The sequence below is a fragment of the Tolypothrix sp. VBCCA 56010 genome, assembly GCF_050875635.1.
GTDB lineage: Bacteria > Cyanobacteriota > Cyanobacteriia > Cyanobacteriales > Nostocaceae > Hassallia.
In genome coordinates this window covers 1-13926 of sequence record NZ_JBPAOH010000057.1, presented here as the reverse complement: position 1 = coordinate 13926, position 13926 = coordinate 1, and the positions used below count along the sequence as shown (strand labels likewise).

Genomic DNA, 13926 nt, shown 5'->3' with positions numbered 1-13926 from the left:
TTTTGCGTATGACCGCATGATTTTTATACCCTTTTTATGTGATGTGTGCTAGGTTGAGAACTTGTAAAGATTTGTATCATTGAACGCTCTGTGTTAAATCATTTGGAGTTCTAACAGATGAGCCGCTCAAAATTTACTAGTACACTGGAAAGGTGCAAAAAGTTTTTTAGCAGTAAACAAAATTCGTTTACAGGAAAGTATCACCTCTACACAGGCGAAAAACGGAATTGGTTTCAAGTAACTTTACTACTTGAAATGTCAGTTGTTCCAGTCATTCTTCCCTGGGTACTGTTGTGTGGTGTATATGGTTTTTTAGTATCAATACTGGACAATTGGGGGTTTCCCGTAGCATTCCCAGAGAAAAGTGCTGTCCTTACCAATGCCGTCTTGAGTTTCAATATTGGCTTTACTTTATTGTTGGTTTTCCGGACGAATACAGCCCATGAACGATTTTGGGAAGGACGTAAACTATGGGGATCTTTAGTCAATACGGTTCGTAACTTGGCTCAGGGAATTTACGTAGTAGTTAAAGAGCAGTCACCGCAGGATAGAGTAGAAAAAGAGGCAACACTTCGGCTATTAGTTGCTTTTGCGGTGGCGATGAAGTTACATCTAAGGGCAGAACCTGTAGATGAGCAGTTAGCGTCATTGATGTCCGAAATCCAGTATTTCAAGCTCAAAGATACTCAACATCCCTCACTACAAATTGCCTTCTGGATTAGGAATTATTTGCAGCATCAGCAAGACCGTAATTGTGTAAATATCTATCAACTAACTGCCTTATATAATTTGGTGGATGATTTGGTAGATATTTTGGGTGGCTGCGAACGCATTTTGAAAACGCCACTGCCCTTGATATATACTATTAAGCTCAGACAATTGTTGTTAATTTTTTGTCTGATATTGCCTCTGGAAATAGTTAATAATTTAACTTGGTGGACTGGTATAATAATGGCTTTTGTCAGTTTCACCTTATTGAGCATTGAAGAAATTGGCTCGGAAATCGAAGAGCCTTTTGGGCACGATCCAAATGACCTACCCTTGAATGCGATTTGCAACACAATGCTACGTAATGTTGAAGAGTTAATTACGCTTGCTCCTAGCACAGAATATGACTGGCGACTTTGACGCTGGCTGTCTTGACGAAGGGATTCTTAAGAGCTAAACAAGTCTAACTCGTAACCAGCCCCTAAATTTATTTTGGTAGTTATTATTTTTTGAATGAGTGAATGAGTGAATGAGTGAATTCCCCGAACGCGAGTGCGTCTCAATCATGAGAAGGGGTTGACTTATATCAAAAAATCTGATCTAACTTTTGGAAGTCGCGCTGCACCTCTTGGGAAAGAGACTTGTTATTGGGGTCAGTCTTTTATGCGTTCCTGTACATCTAGAGGTAATTTTATAAATTGTTTTCTTGCACCCTTTGAAAACTCTACAGTGTAAGTCACGCAACATCCTTTTTTATTTCCTAAATTGTATTTGTGCCCACGGCACAGTACCGTTAATACGTATATCTTCTCTAGCTTCTTTAATATCTTTTAAATCTTCTTCATCTTCTTCATCATCAATTTTTTTCAATAAAGCATAAATTTCATCTAAAGTACTGTCATAAGCTTGGTTTAACAGTACGTTGATAGCTTTAATTATTTCTTCTCTTTCGTGTTCGCTTTTCATTTTTATACTTCTTCCAAAGTTTCCAACAGTTTACTTATTTATTTATTTAGTAATGGTAGCAACAATATAGTTATAAATTTTCCCGCCTACCTACTTAAAATTATCTGTGACAAGACATGCCCTTTTCTATAAAGCGGTGAACTAAGACTTGATTAATATAAGTAAAAAGCGATTGTAGAACATGATTTTAAAAGCCTACGTAGGTAGGCTTTGTTTGTTTAGCCGAGCCACTGCGTTGGGGAGGCAGTGCGTTGGACGGGTTTCCCGGCTTGAAGCATCTGCCGTCGGCTCTGCCGACTTGAAGCATGTGGCGTGCGACATTTAGTTGTCCAGTATCTTTGTAATACATTGAAGTTGTGATTTGTCAAGAGACATTTATGATTAATTCAAGCTATTGACAAATGACGACCACAAAAAAATACACCTTAATTAAGCATTTTTATCAAAAAACCTGCTCTAACTTTTGGAAGTCGCGCTGTACCTCTTGGGAAAGAGACTTATTATTAGGGTCAGTCTTTAAGGCTTTTTTAAGATATATTCTCGCTTTGAGTAGTTGTTTTTCAGCAATTAGCGCCCGTCCCCAAATTTGATAGGCGATCGCTTGCCATTGTCGCACTTCGGCATCTTCGGGTAAACGTTCAGCCAAAGCTTCCGCCAGGGCGATCGCTTGCGGAAACCTTCTTTCTTTTAAAAACCGCTGCAACTGCTCATAAGTCTTCCACTTCAGCCGCTGTTCTATTTCCACCAAATTAGGCGGCTTTGGTGTCGGCTTTGGTGGCGGTTTTGGTGTCGTCTCCTGTGTCACCGTGACTACAGGTTCTGGACACGTTGTCTTTGTTGACTGAGGCGCCTTTTCTTGCGACTGAGTTGACCGTTGAGCCATTTCCTCTGGCGGTACAACCGTCAAAAGCAACTTGTAAGCCTCTGTCAAAGCAATAAATTTGTCTTGAGCTTTTTTATCACCTGGATTGATATCGGGATGATATTGCTGCGCCAGCCGTCGGTAAGACGTTTTGATGTCAACAAACGAAGCTCCCGACCTTAAACCTAATACACGGTAGCAATCTCCAAGATCCATCTTCAGCCATCAGAAGCAAGAATATCAGCTATCAGCTATTAGCTTAAAGCCTGAAGTATAAATCATAAAGACTAAATTTTTAACTTAAAGTTCATACTTCACAATTTTTGGGGGAGTGGGGAGTGGGGAGTGGGGAGTGGGGAGTGGGGGAGTGGGAGAGTGGGGGAGTGGGGAGACAAGGAAGAGGGGGAGACAAGGGAGATAAAGAAAAATTGCCTCCAAGTCCAGTGCCAGTCGCCGAGGGCGTTCGTGACCTCCGCACGGAGAAAAGCTCCCCTTGTCCTCCTTGTCCTCCTTGTCTGCCTTGTCTCCTTTGTCTCCCCACTCCCCCACTCCCCTTGTCCCCCTCCTCTCCTACGGTCGGTCTTCAATCACACGGTCGATTAAACCGTACTCTTTCGCTTCAGCAGCAGACATGAAAAAGTCACGATCCATGTCTTTTTCAATCTTTGCTAAAGTCTGACCGGTGTTATCAGCGTAAATATTATTTAGCTGGTGACGAATCCGGAGAATCTCTCTTGCCTCAATTTCGATATCGGATGCTTGTCCGCGAGTACCACCAGAAGGTTGGTGAATCATGATTCGTGAGTGAGGCAATGCAAGCCGTTTACCTTTGGTGCCAGCCGCTAGCAGAAATGAACCCATCGAGGCTGCTAAACCGACACAAATCGTTACCACATCTGATTTGATGTGCTGCATTGTATCATAAATCGCCAAACCAGATGTCACCATTCCACCGGGGGAATTGATGTACAGTTGAATATCCTTACCTGGATCTTCCGAATCCAGATACAGCATCACGGCGATGATTTGGTTAGCAATTTCATCATCAATGTCTCGTCCCAGGAAAATAATCCGTTCCCGGTAAAGACGATTGTAAATATCAACCCACTGTGTATATTGTTCCCCTGGCATCCGGTAGGGAACTTTAGGAACGCCTATAGGCATAATTTTCTCCGTTATTAATTAGCTAAGGGTGTGGGAGATTTTGGATTTTGGATTTTGCGAAAAGTTTGAGCGTCGGCATCCGGCGATCAAAGTTTTTCAAGACGGATTTTGGATTGAAGAGATATTATTTCAATTCCAAAAGTCTTTCAGTCTAATTTAATTAAGCCCAATCTAAAATCTAAAATCTAAAATCCAAAATTAAAGGACACTGGCTGGTAATGGCGGATTGGCGAGTTCTTCTTTCTCAAAAACTCGGTCAATCAAACCGTATTCCTTGGCTTGGTAAGGTGTCATGTATAACAGCCGATCCATGTCCTTGGTAATTCTTTCTGGGGGCTGTCCGGTGGTTGTAGATAGAATATCAACCAGGGATGCTTTATTTGCCAGAACTTCTTTTGCCCGAATTTGAATATCGGTTGCTTGACCTTGAGCGTAACTCTTAGGCTGGTGTAGGATAATCGAAGCGTTGGGCAAGCTGGCGCGGCAACCTTTTGTTCCAGCACTGAGAAGCATCGCTGCCATACCCATCGCTGAACCGATGCAGATGGTGTGGATGGGAGGCTTGATATATCTCATTGTGTCATATATGGCGAAGGCTTCGGTTTCAAAGCCGACGGGATCGCCACTGTAACCGGAAGTGCCAGTAGAGTTTATGTAAATTTTAATTGGTTTCTCTGGATCGTCAGACTGTAAATACAGCAATTCAGCTACTATCAGTTCGGTGACAGCAGGCACTAGTGGCATCCCAAGATAGACAATTCGCTCTTTTAACAATAATGAAGGTAAATCTGGCGGCGGTGTCCGGTAGAAGTTATCGCCGCCGTATGGGGCTTGAACAGCCTTGATGGGGGAAATGTCCATAGCAACTGTTGCCTGAAATTATGCCGTTAACTGTAATACATACTAACGCGATGCTAGGTGCGTTAAAGGTGTGGATTTCTCGCTATATAAGGGGAGAGGGGGGGAGTGGGAGATGGGGGGATGGGGAGAGGGGGGGAGACAAGGAAGAGGGAGGAGACAAGGGAGAAAGAATTGTCTCCCCCTTGTCCCTACTCCCCCAGTCTTCAAAAAAATGTGAATATTGTTAACGTATGCTTGGGGGATAATTTTTCCGTAGCGCTGTTGTTGGAATTTGAAGTTATTTATGAATATGTATATCTGGATAGGAAACCTGGGTTATGAAAGTTAGCTTGCAGCCGACTCTGAATGATAATAGTTTGGACGCGAATCAACAAAACAGTCAACGTCAGTTGTCAATTTCGATTTCGGCGATCGCGTCCAATCTAGATCGCAATGTCCCTCTAAATTTATGTCTAATTTTAGACCATAGTGGCTCGATGAATGGACGACCGCTAGAAACTGTGAAAAAAGCGGCGATTGGTTTGGTTGACAAACTCAAAAAAGGCGATCGCCTGAGTGTTGTAGTTTTCGATCATCGTGCTAAGGTCTTAGTCCCCAATCAATTTATCGAAAATCCCGAACAAATCAAAAGGGAAATTAACCGACTTTCGGCAGATGGAGGAACGGCAATTGATGAAGGTTTGCGTTTAGGGATTGAAGAATTAGCGAAGGGAAAAAAAGAAACTATTTCTCAAGCTTTTCTGTTAACTGATGGTGAAAACGAACACGGTGATAACAATCGCTGTTTGAAATTTGCTCAATTGTCTGCTAGCTACAATTTGACTTTGAATACTTTGGGATTTGGCGACAATTGGAATCAGGATGTTTTAGAAAAAATTGCTGATGCTGGTTTGGGTACTTTATCTTACATTCAACAACCAGATCGGGCAGTAGAAGAATTTAGTCGCCTTTTTACCCGGATGCAAACGGTAGGATTGACGAATGCTTATTTACTATTTTCTTTAATGCCGAAAGTGCGGTTGGCAGAACTCAAACCGATCGCTCAAGTTGCCCCAGACACAATTGAGTTACCTGTACAATACGAAACTGATGGACGGTTGGCGGTGCGTTTGGGTGATTTAATGAAAGATGTGGAACGAGTGATTTTAGCGAATATTTATCTGGGACAATTGCCCGAAGGTAAACAAGCGATCGCTAATTTACAAGTCCGCTACGACGATCCCACCGACAACCAAACTGGATTATTTTCACCAAATATCCCAATTTATGCTAATGTAGTTCGGAATTACCAATCTGTGAACGATCCGCAAGTGCAGCAACATGTTCTCGCGTTAGCCAAGTATCGACAAACTCAACTAGCAGAAGCGAAATTACAACAAGGCGATCGCGCTGGTGCAGCAACAATGCTGCAAACTGCGGCAAAAACCGCTTTGCAAATGGGAGATAAAAGTGCCGCGACAGTATTGCAAACTTCCGCCACAAGGTTGCAAGCTGGGCAAGAATTATCGGAAAGCGATCGTAAGAAAACCAGAATTGTGTCTAAAACAGTTTTGCAAGATCCTTAGTATTAAGTGTTGGTTGCTGGTGGATAGTTGGAGCGTTGTTGGTTGTTGGTTGTTAGTTGCTACTATCCACTATCCGCTCCCCACTAACCACTATCTACTAACCACTAACTCCTATGAAAACTACCGGTATTCATCATATAGCGATTATTTGTTCTAATTATGAACGCTCGAAAAGGTTTTATGTAGAAGTATTAGGTTTTTCGATTATTCAAGAGACTTTTCGCGCTCAGAGAAATTCTTATAAATTAGATTTACGTGTGGGAGAAAAGCAGCAAATTGAGTTATTTTCTTTTCCCGAACCTCCGCAAAGGATTAATAATCCTGAAGCTTGCGGATTAAGACATCTGGCTTTTGAAGTCGATGATATAGAACAAACTGTTATTTATTTAAAATCAAAAGGCGTAGAAGTAGAGAATATCAGGATTGATGAAATTACAAACAAGCGATTTACTTTTTTTAAAGACCCAGATAATTTGCCTTTAGAGATTTATGAGCGTTAGAATGTCCTTAATAAGCAACAGCTTTGCCTGCGGATTTGCGACTATCATTAGCGCCATATAGCAGCTTAGTTTTCGGGTCTACCAAAATAGATTCAGCAGCACCCCAAGTTAAGAACGGAGCCACTCTGTAACCTCTTTCCCACAATTTTTGTACAGTACTAGACTTAAGGCTGTAAGGTTCTGTAAGTACTACATTGGGTAATCCCTGATAATGAATTCGAGGAGCGTTTATAGCTTCAGAAATATTCATGTCATAATCAATGACGTTAGTAATTACTTGGAGAACAGTTGTAGTAATTGTTGACCCTCCAGGGCTACCCGTGACGATGAAAACTTTACCATTTTTTGTCACGATAGTGGGTGACATAGAACTGAGGGGGCGTTTACCTGGTTCGATGATATTAGCATTTCCCTGCACTAAACCAAAGTTGTTTGCCACGCCAGGTTTAGATGTAAAGTCATCCATTTCGTTGTTGAGGAAAAAGCCAGTATTGCCAGCAATTACTTTTGCTCCAAAGTAAGAGTTAATAGTGTAAGTTACGGCTACGGCGTTACCATAACGGTCTACAATAGAGTAGTGGGTTGTGTTAGTTCCCTCATGGGATGTAATATCAGAGTAGAGAGGCTTTGGTGAAATAGCCTGTTGTTTGGGAATTTGGGAACGAATAGAGGCAGCATAATCTTTTGATAAAAGTCGCGCAACTGGATTTTTGACAAAATCTGGATCGCCTAAGTATTTGTTTCGGTCAGCATAAGCGTATAAGATGCTTGACAGCATGAAGTGAAGGCTATCTTGGGAGTGCCAGCCAAGTTGTTTGAGCTGATAACCTTCTAGAATATTGAGCATCTCACACAAGGTAGTACCGCCTCCTGGAGGTGGGGCAGAAATTACCTCATACCCCCGATAGTTGCATTGTACTGGCTGGGTTTGAGCGATCGCGTATTTGCTAAAATCATCAGCTGTGAAAATGCCACCATTTTCCCGGCTAGCTTTGACAATCTCTTGAGCGATCGCTTTCTTGTAAAAAGCATCTGTTCCTTGATTTGAAATTAACTTAAGAGTTTGAGCCAAGTTTTTCTGCACCAAGCGATCGCCAACTTGATAAGGATTCTTGCCGTTTTTCAAAAATATGCTTGCAACATTAAGTTGATTCTTAAACTGTGCAGTCCCAGCTTTTAATATTTTAATGTCTCCCTCCTGCAATACAAATCCTTCAGCAGCAAGCTTAATCGCTGGAGTCATCACCTGCTGACGAGTCATTGTTCCATATTGAGAAAGTGCTTGATCGAGTCCTTTAACGGTTCCAGGAACTCCAACCGCAAGATAGCCCTTACTACTCAACCCAGAGATTACCTTACCCTGTTTATCGAGATACATATTTTTAGTAGCTTTTAAAGCAGCTTTCTCGCGGAAGTTGATAAAAATATTTTTACCATTAGCCAGGTGGATGAGCATGAACCCACCCCCACCAATATTGCCACAACAGGGATCGGTAACAGCTAGGGCATATCCTACAGCTACAGCTGCATCAACTGCATTCCCTTTTTGTTTGAGAATTTGTAACCCGATTTCAGATGCGTTGTGTTGCGTGGTGACAACAATGCCATTTTTGCCTGATACAGGGGGAACAGAGGCTTGAAGCGTAGTTTTGTTGCAATTGGAACTTTTGCACCCTACCCAACTCAATATGCGATAAAGATAAGTTAAGGGATGGTAAACACTACCCGCTACAGCCATATCTAGACCTAACGCCAGACCAATAAATGCAAAGCTAAGGATTAAGATTGAGAGGCATTTTTTCAATCTTCTTCGTCTAATCATGGCAATGTTGACTTTAAGTAATCAAGCAAATTAGGGAATATGCTTATTTTATGATATTAAGGGACAAAACCTATGTTAATAAAGCGGGATGAAAATCCACTTTTAGCGCATTTGCTTTTTTAATATATAGAGAGGCTCAATCTTACATACATTTTGTCTTACTAAAATTAAAGATGATAATAAGAGAATACAGATTATCTGACACTCAAGCAATCATGAAACTGTTTTACGATACAGTTCATGAAATTAATATTCAAGATTATACTCAAGAACAAGTAAATGCTTGGGCACCGGAAAGTATGGATTATGAATTTTGGCACAAAAGGTTACAAACCAAGCTTCCCTATATTGCTGAAGATAATGGTGAGATAGTTGGATTTGGAGAATTAGAAGCGGATGGTCATATTGATTGTTTTTATTGTCATAGTAAATATCAAAAAAAGGGTATTGGTTCAGAACTATTAAGTCATATAGAAAATACGGCTAAATTACAAGGAATTAAACGGCTATATACAGAAGCGAGTATTACTGCAAAGTTATTTTTTCAAAGTAAGGGATTTAGCATAGTTAAGGAACAGCAAGTAGAACGACGGGGAGTTACGTTTAAAAACTATGTAATGGAAAAATATCTGTGATTTGATACAGATAAAATATCCAATTATTTTGATAGCGCCAGAAATTACGATGTAGAGACGTTCCACCGGAACGTCTCTACAATATGTGTCATTTGCTAGATATGAAATTTGTTTTAGACAATAATTTTACAATCCACAATCTTTCCTATCCTCCATAGTGACTACCAGTAACTTTTTCCACGGCGATTTTAGCTGGTTTAGTATTGAATCAAGAGGTCATAAAACGAGTTTTGAGGTCGGATATTATGCGCGAGTCAGTCATTTATCAAGAGATTTTAACTGAGGGTAGAACTGAAGGGAGAACCGAAGGTAGAACTGAAGCTTTACTTGAAGTGGCAAAAAATCTACTTAATAGTGGGATGCCATTAGAGGAAGTAGCAAGAATGACAAAGTTAACTGTTGAGCAGTTGGAACAATTACAAACGCAAGAAGAAAGTGACAAGCAGCAATAAATTTTTAGCTAAAAGTTTTTAATTTCATCAAAAAACGGTGCAGTCAATCTGCACCGTTTATCAAATTTGACTATTGATGAAACGCGCTATTTACTTTTTTCGAGCCATCCTCGTTCCCCCATAAACATAAAAGGGGTTATCTTGACTAACTTGATCCCAACATTGATGGCAAACAAAAACCCACTCGCCATCCTCTTCGTACTTGACTCGATATAAAACCGGTGCAGATTGACTGCACCGATCGCATAATAAGAGCGCGAATTTTTCGAGCCATTTACCTTACGCTAATGCAGAAGCTTGGGGTTTAGCAAAAATCATCCTTCCGGCTGAAGTTTGCAAAGCACTAGTGACTACTACCCGGATTTCACCACCGACATAACTACTGCCTTCTTCAACGACAACCATTGTACCGTCGTCGAGGTAGCCGATACCCTGACTGGGTTCTTTACCTTCTTTGAGAATTTTTAAGTCAATGTAGTCACCAGGTAAATACGAGGGACGAACAGCGTTAACTAAATCGTTAACATTCAAAACAGGCACTTTTTGAACAGTGGCTACTTTAGACAAGTTGTAGTCATTAGTTAGCAGTGTACCGTTAATTTCTTGAGCGAATCGCACTAATTTAGCATCTACGGTGGGAATATCTTCGTAATCTGCTGGGTTGATTAAAATGCGATCCGGGTAAGCTTCTTTAATTCGGTTGAGAATTTCGAGTCCTCGTCTTCCCCGCACCCGCTTTAAATCTTTGTTAGCATCAGCTACTTGTTGCAATTCTTGCAAGACAAATTGCGGTACGAGAATTTGCCCTTCCAGAAATCCTGTTTCTAACAGTGTTTCAATGCGACCATCGATAATGCAACTAGTGTCTAAAACTTTGGTACTGGCAGGTTTTAATGTTCCTTCAACTACCATTGTTTCCACAGTATTAGGATTAATCAGCCGCAATAAGCCACGTCCGTGAGTATCTGCCAGATTCATGCCTGTATAAGCCAGCACGATGCTGCCGACTACGGCGACTAGCGGCTTAATAAAGCCAAAATCTGCCGGAATTGGCAACAAGAACAAAGGTGCCAGCATTAAGTTTGCTATCAATAGCCCTATGACCAAGCCGATCGCACGAGTTAAGATAACTTCTAGAGGCAAGTCCCGGACTTGTGCTTCTAGACGGCGATATCCGGTCTGAAATCGCAATCCGACTGCACCACCAATAATTGCCGCAAAAACTGCAACAATAAAGCGTAAAGCTTCAAGATTCGTAACGCGGTCTAGGGTTACATTGGGTATGAGATCGGTGCTGTAGAATCCTATACCCGCCGCTAAAAGGATGAATGAGAAAATGATAATTGCATCAAGCATAAGCTGTGTGGTTTTCCTGCAAGTGTGTTAACCGCAACGCAGTATTTTTTATTTCATCGGTAGGACAAAATCTGAAATATTGACTTACTAAGCGGGATTTAAGCAGGGAATATCTGCAATTATTATAACCAAAGAGCTTTATATTCATATTTTTGATCGTTTTGTTGCAATAAATATAAAAAGTTGTAAAAAGTCTATTAATTTTCATAGTTTGTAATTATAGGAATAATAATTTAATTGTCTCTAAAAATGGCTGAAAAAGTTATCGTTTTTGGGATGCCGAGTTCTGCTTACGTACATATTCCCTTTTGCAGACGACGGTGTTTTTATTGTGATTTTCCGGTGTCTGTGGTAGGCGATCGCTTGCGGGGTGAAACATCTGTCGGTATATCCCACTACGTTGATGTATTAATTCAAGAAATTGCTGCTACAGCGACTTTTGGTCTACCTTTGAAGACAATTTTCTTTGGTGGGGGGACTCCTTCGCTTCTATCTACAGATCAGTTACGGCGTATCCTGGGTGTGATAGAAGAGCGTTTTGGTATTTCTCCGGGGGCGGAAATTTCTATGGAAATGGACCCAGGAACGTTTGATTTAGAACATCTTCAAGGCTATCGTCGCTTGGGAGTCAATCGGGTAAGTTTGGGTGTGCAAGCATTTGAGTCAGAATTATTGCAAGTTGCAGGGCGATCGCACACTATTACTGATATCTTCACAGCTGTGGATTTAATTCGCCAGGTGGGGGTTCCCGAATTCAGCATAGACTTAATTTCTGGTTTGCCGCATCAAACTTTAGATAGGTGGCAATATTCTTTAGAAAAAGCGGTGGCTACAGCACCAACGCACATATCTATATATGACCTTACTATTGAGCCTGGTACGGCTTTCGGTCGTTTCTACAAACCTGGGGATCAACCTTTACCGACAGATGAAACCACAGTTGAGATGTATAGGTTGGCACAGCAAATTTTAACGAGCGCGGGTTACGAACATTATGAAATTTCTAATTATGCCCAGCCGGGACATCAATGCCGGCATAATCGAGTTTATTGGGAAAACCGCCCTTATTATGGCTTTGGGATGGGCGCGGCAAGTTATCTTCAGGGGAAACGCTTTACTCGTCCGCGTAAAACCAAGGAGTATTATTCTTGGGTGGAAACTGGGGGTTTAATTGATTGTGATGTAACTCCCTCAGAAGAAATATTGTTAGATACTTTAATGCTGGGGTTGCGTTTGGCTGAGGGTGTGGATTTAGATGCGTTGACTTTTCAGTTTGGGGAAGAGAAGGTAAAGGAGATTTATAAGTGTTTGCAACCCTACTTTGAGAAACATTGGGTGGAAGTTGTGGGGGGAAGGTTAAAGTTAAGCGATCCCGATGGGTTTTTGTTTTCTAATGTGGTTTTGGCGAAGTTGTTTGAGAAGCTGGGGGAATAAACCGCACAAAAATAAAAGTGTAACTTAGATACATACGGATGTCAGGTAAATAAACATGAGAATTTCAGTAGAAGAAATCGAGCAAGTTTTTCACCGTCTAATTGAAAGGATAAAACAAGATAAAATTGAATTTTTAGATATTGAAACTGACTACTATTGGATTATCACAAGTGCCGAGTGGGATAATTTTGCTTCTGAGCCTACTATAGTAGTGGGTTCGCTTATAGATGATTGGGACTCGCTACAAAAAGTTTTAAGAGATGAATGTATCACTACTTATTTAGACTACGAGCGATTCGCCAGCATTCTTCGAGCAATATCGGAAACAATTACTCGATGAAAATAGTAATTAATAGGAAAAAGTATTTCTTATGAAACTTAAAGAGTTAGAAGCACAATTATTAGCATTAAACCTGACTGAGAAGGCAGAGGCAATACAAATATTAACTAAAAGTTTAAGCAACGGTTCGCAAGGAATTACCAAAACTCCAGGTGTGTGTGGTGGTGATGCTTGTGTTGCTAACACTCGCATTCCAGTTTGGTCATTGGTAAGCGATCGCCGTTTGGGGATGAGTGATGCTCGTATTTTAGAAGCATTTCCCCATCTTACCGCTGCTGACTTAGTAAACGTATGGGCTTATGCAGATGCAAACTCAAAAGAAATTGAACAAGCAATCAGAGAAAATGAGGAAGCAATGCTAGAAAATCTGGAATATTGAAAATTGGCACGTCTTTATACAGATGAAAACTTCCCATTAGCAGTAGTGGAATTATTACGCGCTTTTGGTCACGATATTTTCCGAGCAAAGATTGATAATATTAAATCAAGTAAACGCAACCAAAATATAGAAAATGTCTCAAGAATTACGGGAATTAATGAAGCAAGCAGACGCACTCACACCGGATGAACAATTGCGTCTTATCGCCTATCTAACACAAAGGCTACAACGCTGCGAAATCAAGCGCAAACCAAGCCGCAATATTATGGAGTTTATCGGCATAGCGCCTAATATGTTAGGAGGTATGGATGCTCAGGAATATGTTACTCGAATGCGACGGGGCGAGTTTCCCGATTTAGAAATTGCAGAAAAGCAAATAAGGAAAGAGGAGTGAGCATTACAGATAGTTTACAGGGTGTGACGCGCTTGTTTCTGGACAGTGCGCCAGTAATATATGCTGTTGAGCGAAACCCACAGTATTTACCACTTGTCAGAGTAGTTTTTGAGCGCATATTCAGTGGTTTGCCGATGGGTGTTGTTTCACCTATTACTTTAGCGGAATGTTTGGTTCAGCCCTATCGTTTGGGACAAAATGAGTTACAGCAAGATTTTATTGAGTTGATGACTGATAATCAAAACATTGAGTTTGTCCCAATTGATGACGAAACACTAGCAATCAATGCTGCTGAAATCAGAGCTAGATATAATCTACAACTACCTGATGCTTTTCAAATTACTGTCGCTTTAGCAGCAGGCTGTGAAGCTTTTTTAACGAATGATGTCAACAAGAAGGGTGTGGGGTTGCATGGTTAGGGTGTAAGGGAGAAGACGGCGCACTTCGGGGCGTATGATTAAGAGACCAACGCAATCGTCTTAAAAGAC

General features: G+C 41.0%; 19 protein-coding genes. 11 read left to right on the top strand and 8 right to left on the bottom strand.

What is annotated here, in order from left to right:
• The first annotated feature begins 117 nt into the window (after positions 1 to 117).
• On the top strand, positions 118 to 1128 hold the full coding sequence (locus AABK37_RS19775) for a bestrophin family protein (protein WP_432553248.1): 1011 nt from the start codon (positions 118 to 120) through the stop codon (positions 1126 to 1128).
• Between the two features lie 333 nt (positions 1129 to 1461).
• On the opposite strand, the gene AABK37_RS19770 is transcribed toward AABK37_RS19775, so the two are convergent.
• The 6 genes from AABK37_RS19770 to AABK37_RS19745 form a co-directional block, all read right to left on the bottom strand.
• Entirely contained in the window at positions 1462 to 1674 is a 213-nt protein-coding gene (locus tag AABK37_RS19770; protein WP_432553247.1) for a hypothetical protein, read from the bottom strand.
• 187 nt (positions 1675 to 1861) lie between these two features.
• The gene (locus AABK37_RS19765) at positions 1862 to 2023 is read right to left on the bottom strand and encodes a hypothetical protein (protein WP_432553246.1); all 162 of its coding nucleotides are present in this window, start codon (positions 2021 to 2023) and stop codon (positions 1862 to 1864) included.
• Positions 2024 to 2116: 93 nt separating this feature from the next.
• Positions 2117 to 2752, bottom strand: a complete 636-nt coding sequence (locus AABK37_RS19760) for a J domain-containing protein (RefSeq protein ID WP_432553245.1) — start codon at positions 2750 to 2752, stop codon at positions 2117 to 2119.
• Between the two features lie 84 nt (positions 2753 to 2836).
• Positions 2837 to 3085 carry a hypothetical protein gene (locus AABK37_RS19755; protein WP_432553244.1) on the bottom strand — a complete coding sequence of 83 codons (249 nt, stop codon included), beginning with the start codon at positions 3083 to 3085 and terminating at the stop codon, positions 2837 to 2839.
• 21 nt (positions 3086 to 3106) lie between these two features.
• Positions 3107 to 3700 (bottom strand): ATP-dependent Clp protease proteolytic subunit, encoded by a 594-nt coding sequence (locus AABK37_RS19750; RefSeq protein ID WP_039739567.1) that lies wholly within the window; start codon positions 3698 to 3700, stop codon positions 3107 to 3109.
• A gap of 198 nt (positions 3701 to 3898) precedes the next feature.
• Positions 3899 to 4561, bottom strand: a complete 663-nt coding sequence (locus AABK37_RS19745) for an ATP-dependent Clp protease proteolytic subunit (RefSeq protein WP_432553243.1) — start codon at positions 4559 to 4561, stop codon at positions 3899 to 3901.
• A 105-nt stretch (positions 4562 to 4666) separates the two neighbouring features.
• On the opposite strand from AABK37_RS19745, the gene AABK37_RS19740 reads away from it, so the two are divergent.
• The 3 genes from AABK37_RS19740 (at position 4667) to gloA2 (ending at position 6626) form a co-directional block, all read left to right on the top strand.
• Positions 4667 to 4882 carry a hypothetical protein gene (locus tag AABK37_RS19740; protein ID WP_432553242.1) on the top strand — a complete coding sequence of 72 codons (216 nt, stop codon included), beginning with the start codon at positions 4667 to 4669 and terminating at the stop codon, positions 4880 to 4882.
• Positions 4879 to 6126, top strand: a complete 1248-nt coding sequence (locus AABK37_RS19735) for a vWA domain-containing protein (protein ID WP_432553241.1) — start codon at positions 4879 to 4881, stop codon at positions 6124 to 6126. The genes AABK37_RS19740 and AABK37_RS19735 overlap by 4 nt, the downstream gene beginning before the upstream one ends.
• 113 nt (positions 6127 to 6239) lie before the next feature.
• Positions 6240 to 6626: an SMU1112c/YaeR family gloxylase I-like metalloprotein gene (gloA2, locus tag AABK37_RS19730; protein WP_432553240.1), complete on the top strand. Its 387-nt coding sequence runs from the start codon at positions 6240 to 6242 to the stop codon at positions 6624 to 6626.
• A gap of 7 nt (positions 6627 to 6633) precedes the next feature.
• Here gloA2 and ggt read toward each other — a convergent pair whose 3' ends face one another.
• Positions 6634 to 8364, bottom strand: a complete 1731-nt coding sequence (gene ggt, locus AABK37_RS19725; RefSeq protein ID WP_432553239.1) for a gamma-glutamyltransferase — start codon at positions 8362 to 8364, stop codon at positions 6634 to 6636.
• A 257-nt stretch (positions 8365 to 8621) separates the two neighbouring features.
• On the opposite strand from ggt, the gene AABK37_RS19720 reads away from it, so the two are divergent.
• Together AABK37_RS19720 and AABK37_RS19715 are read left to right on the top strand one after the other, a co-directional pair.
• Positions 8622 to 9083 (top strand): GNAT family N-acetyltransferase, encoded by a 462-nt coding sequence (locus AABK37_RS19720; RefSeq protein ID WP_432553238.1) that lies wholly within the window; start codon positions 8622 to 8624, stop codon positions 9081 to 9083.
• A 245-nt stretch (positions 9084 to 9328) separates the two neighbouring features.
• Complete coding sequence (locus AABK37_RS19715; RefSeq protein ID WP_432553237.1) at positions 9329 to 9535, top strand: hypothetical protein; 207 nt, start codon at positions 9329 to 9331, stop codon at positions 9533 to 9535.
• A gap of 279 nt (positions 9536 to 9814) precedes the next feature.
• On the opposite strand, the gene AABK37_RS19710 is transcribed toward AABK37_RS19715, so the two are convergent.
• Positions 9815 to 10891: a PIN/TRAM domain-containing protein gene (locus AABK37_RS19710; RefSeq protein WP_432553236.1), complete on the bottom strand. Its 1077-nt coding sequence runs from the start codon at positions 10889 to 10891 to the stop codon at positions 9815 to 9817.
• A 249-nt stretch (positions 10892 to 11140) separates the two neighbouring features.
• Between AABK37_RS19710 and hemW the strand changes: the two genes are divergently transcribed.
• The 5 genes from hemW (at position 11141) to AABK37_RS19685 (ending at position 13857) form a co-directional block, all read left to right on the top strand.
• The gene (hemW, locus tag AABK37_RS19705; RefSeq protein ID WP_432553235.1) at positions 11141 to 12325 is read left to right on the top strand and encodes a radical SAM family heme chaperone HemW; all 1185 of its coding nucleotides are present in this window, start codon (positions 11141 to 11143) and stop codon (positions 12323 to 12325) included.
• Between the two features lie 55 nt (positions 12326 to 12380).
• Positions 12381 to 12665: a hypothetical protein gene (locus AABK37_RS19700; RefSeq protein ID WP_432553234.1), complete on the top strand. Its 285-nt coding sequence runs from the start codon at positions 12381 to 12383 to the stop codon at positions 12663 to 12665.
• A 31-nt stretch (positions 12666 to 12696) separates the two neighbouring features.
• A complete protein-coding gene (locus AABK37_RS19695) occupies positions 12697 to 13044 on the top strand; it encodes a DUF433 domain-containing protein (RefSeq protein WP_432553233.1) in 348 nt (115 codons plus the stop codon).
• Between the two features lie 133 nt (positions 13045 to 13177).
• Positions 13178 to 13438 (top strand): hypothetical protein, encoded by a 261-nt coding sequence (locus AABK37_RS19690; protein WP_039739538.1) that lies wholly within the window; start codon positions 13178 to 13180, stop codon positions 13436 to 13438.
• Positions 13435 to 13857, top strand: coding sequence for a type II toxin-antitoxin system VapC family toxin (locus AABK37_RS19685; protein WP_432553232.1), 423 nt, complete (start codon positions 13435 to 13437; stop codon positions 13855 to 13857). The genes AABK37_RS19690 and AABK37_RS19685 overlap by 4 nt, the downstream gene beginning before the upstream one ends.
• Positions 13858 to 13926: the final 69 nt, after the last annotated feature.

What these genes read in the sequence shown, in the direction of transcription:
- AABK37_RS19750 (WP_039739567.1), bottom strand. Translation starts at nt 3,700, where the DNA reads ATGCCTATAGGCGTTCCTAAAGTTCCCTACCGGATGCCAGGGGAACAA.
- ggt (WP_432553239.1), bottom strand. Translation starts at nt 8,364, where the DNA reads ATGGCTGTAGCGGGTAGTGTTTACCATCCCTTAACTTATCTTTATCGC.
- AABK37_RS19720 (WP_432553238.1), top strand. Translation starts at nt 8,622, where the DNA reads ATGATAATAAGAGAATACAGATTATCTGACACTCAAGCAATCATGAAA.
- AABK37_RS19775 (WP_432553248.1), top strand. Translation starts at nt 118, where the DNA reads ATGAGCCGCTCAAAATTTACTAGTACACTGGAAAGGTGCAAAAAGTTT.
- AABK37_RS19745 (WP_432553243.1), bottom strand. Translation starts at nt 4,561, where the DNA reads ATGGACATTTCCCCCATCAAGGCTGTTCAAGCCCCATACGGCGGCGAT.
- AABK37_RS19735 (WP_432553241.1), top strand. Translation starts at nt 4,879, where the DNA reads ATGAAAGTTAGCTTGCAGCCGACTCTGAATGATAATAGTTTGGACGCG.
- hemW (WP_432553235.1), top strand. Translation starts at nt 11,141, where the DNA reads ATGGCTGAAAAAGTTATCGTTTTTGGGATGCCGAGTTCTGCTTACGTA.
- AABK37_RS19695 (WP_432553233.1), top strand. Translation starts at nt 12,697, where the DNA reads ATGAAACTTAAAGAGTTAGAAGCACAATTATTAGCATTAAACCTGACT.
- AABK37_RS19690 (WP_039739538.1), top strand. Translation starts at nt 13,178, where the DNA reads ATGTCTCAAGAATTACGGGAATTAATGAAGCAAGCAGACGCACTCACA.
- AABK37_RS19715 (WP_432553237.1), top strand. Translation starts at nt 9,329, where the DNA reads ATGCGCGAGTCAGTCATTTATCAAGAGATTTTAACTGAGGGTAGAACT.
- gloA2 (WP_432553240.1), top strand. Translation starts at nt 6,240, where the DNA reads ATGAAAACTACCGGTATTCATCATATAGCGATTATTTGTTCTAATTAT.
- AABK37_RS19710 (WP_432553236.1), bottom strand. Translation starts at nt 10,891, where the DNA reads ATGCTTGATGCAATTATCATTTTCTCATTCATCCTTTTAGCGGCGGGT.
- AABK37_RS19765 (WP_432553246.1), bottom strand. Translation starts at nt 2,023, where the DNA reads ATGTATTACAAAGATACTGGACAACTAAATGTCGCACGCCACATGCTT.
- AABK37_RS19700 (WP_432553234.1), top strand. Translation starts at nt 12,381, where the DNA reads ATGAGAATTTCAGTAGAAGAAATCGAGCAAGTTTTTCACCGTCTAATT.
- AABK37_RS19760 (WP_432553245.1), bottom strand. Translation starts at nt 2,752, where the DNA reads ATGGATCTTGGAGATTGCTACCGTGTATTAGGTTTAAGGTCGGGAGCT.
- AABK37_RS19770 (WP_432553247.1), bottom strand. Translation starts at nt 1,674, where the DNA reads ATGAAAAGCGAACACGAAAGAGAAGAAATAATTAAAGCTATCAACGTA.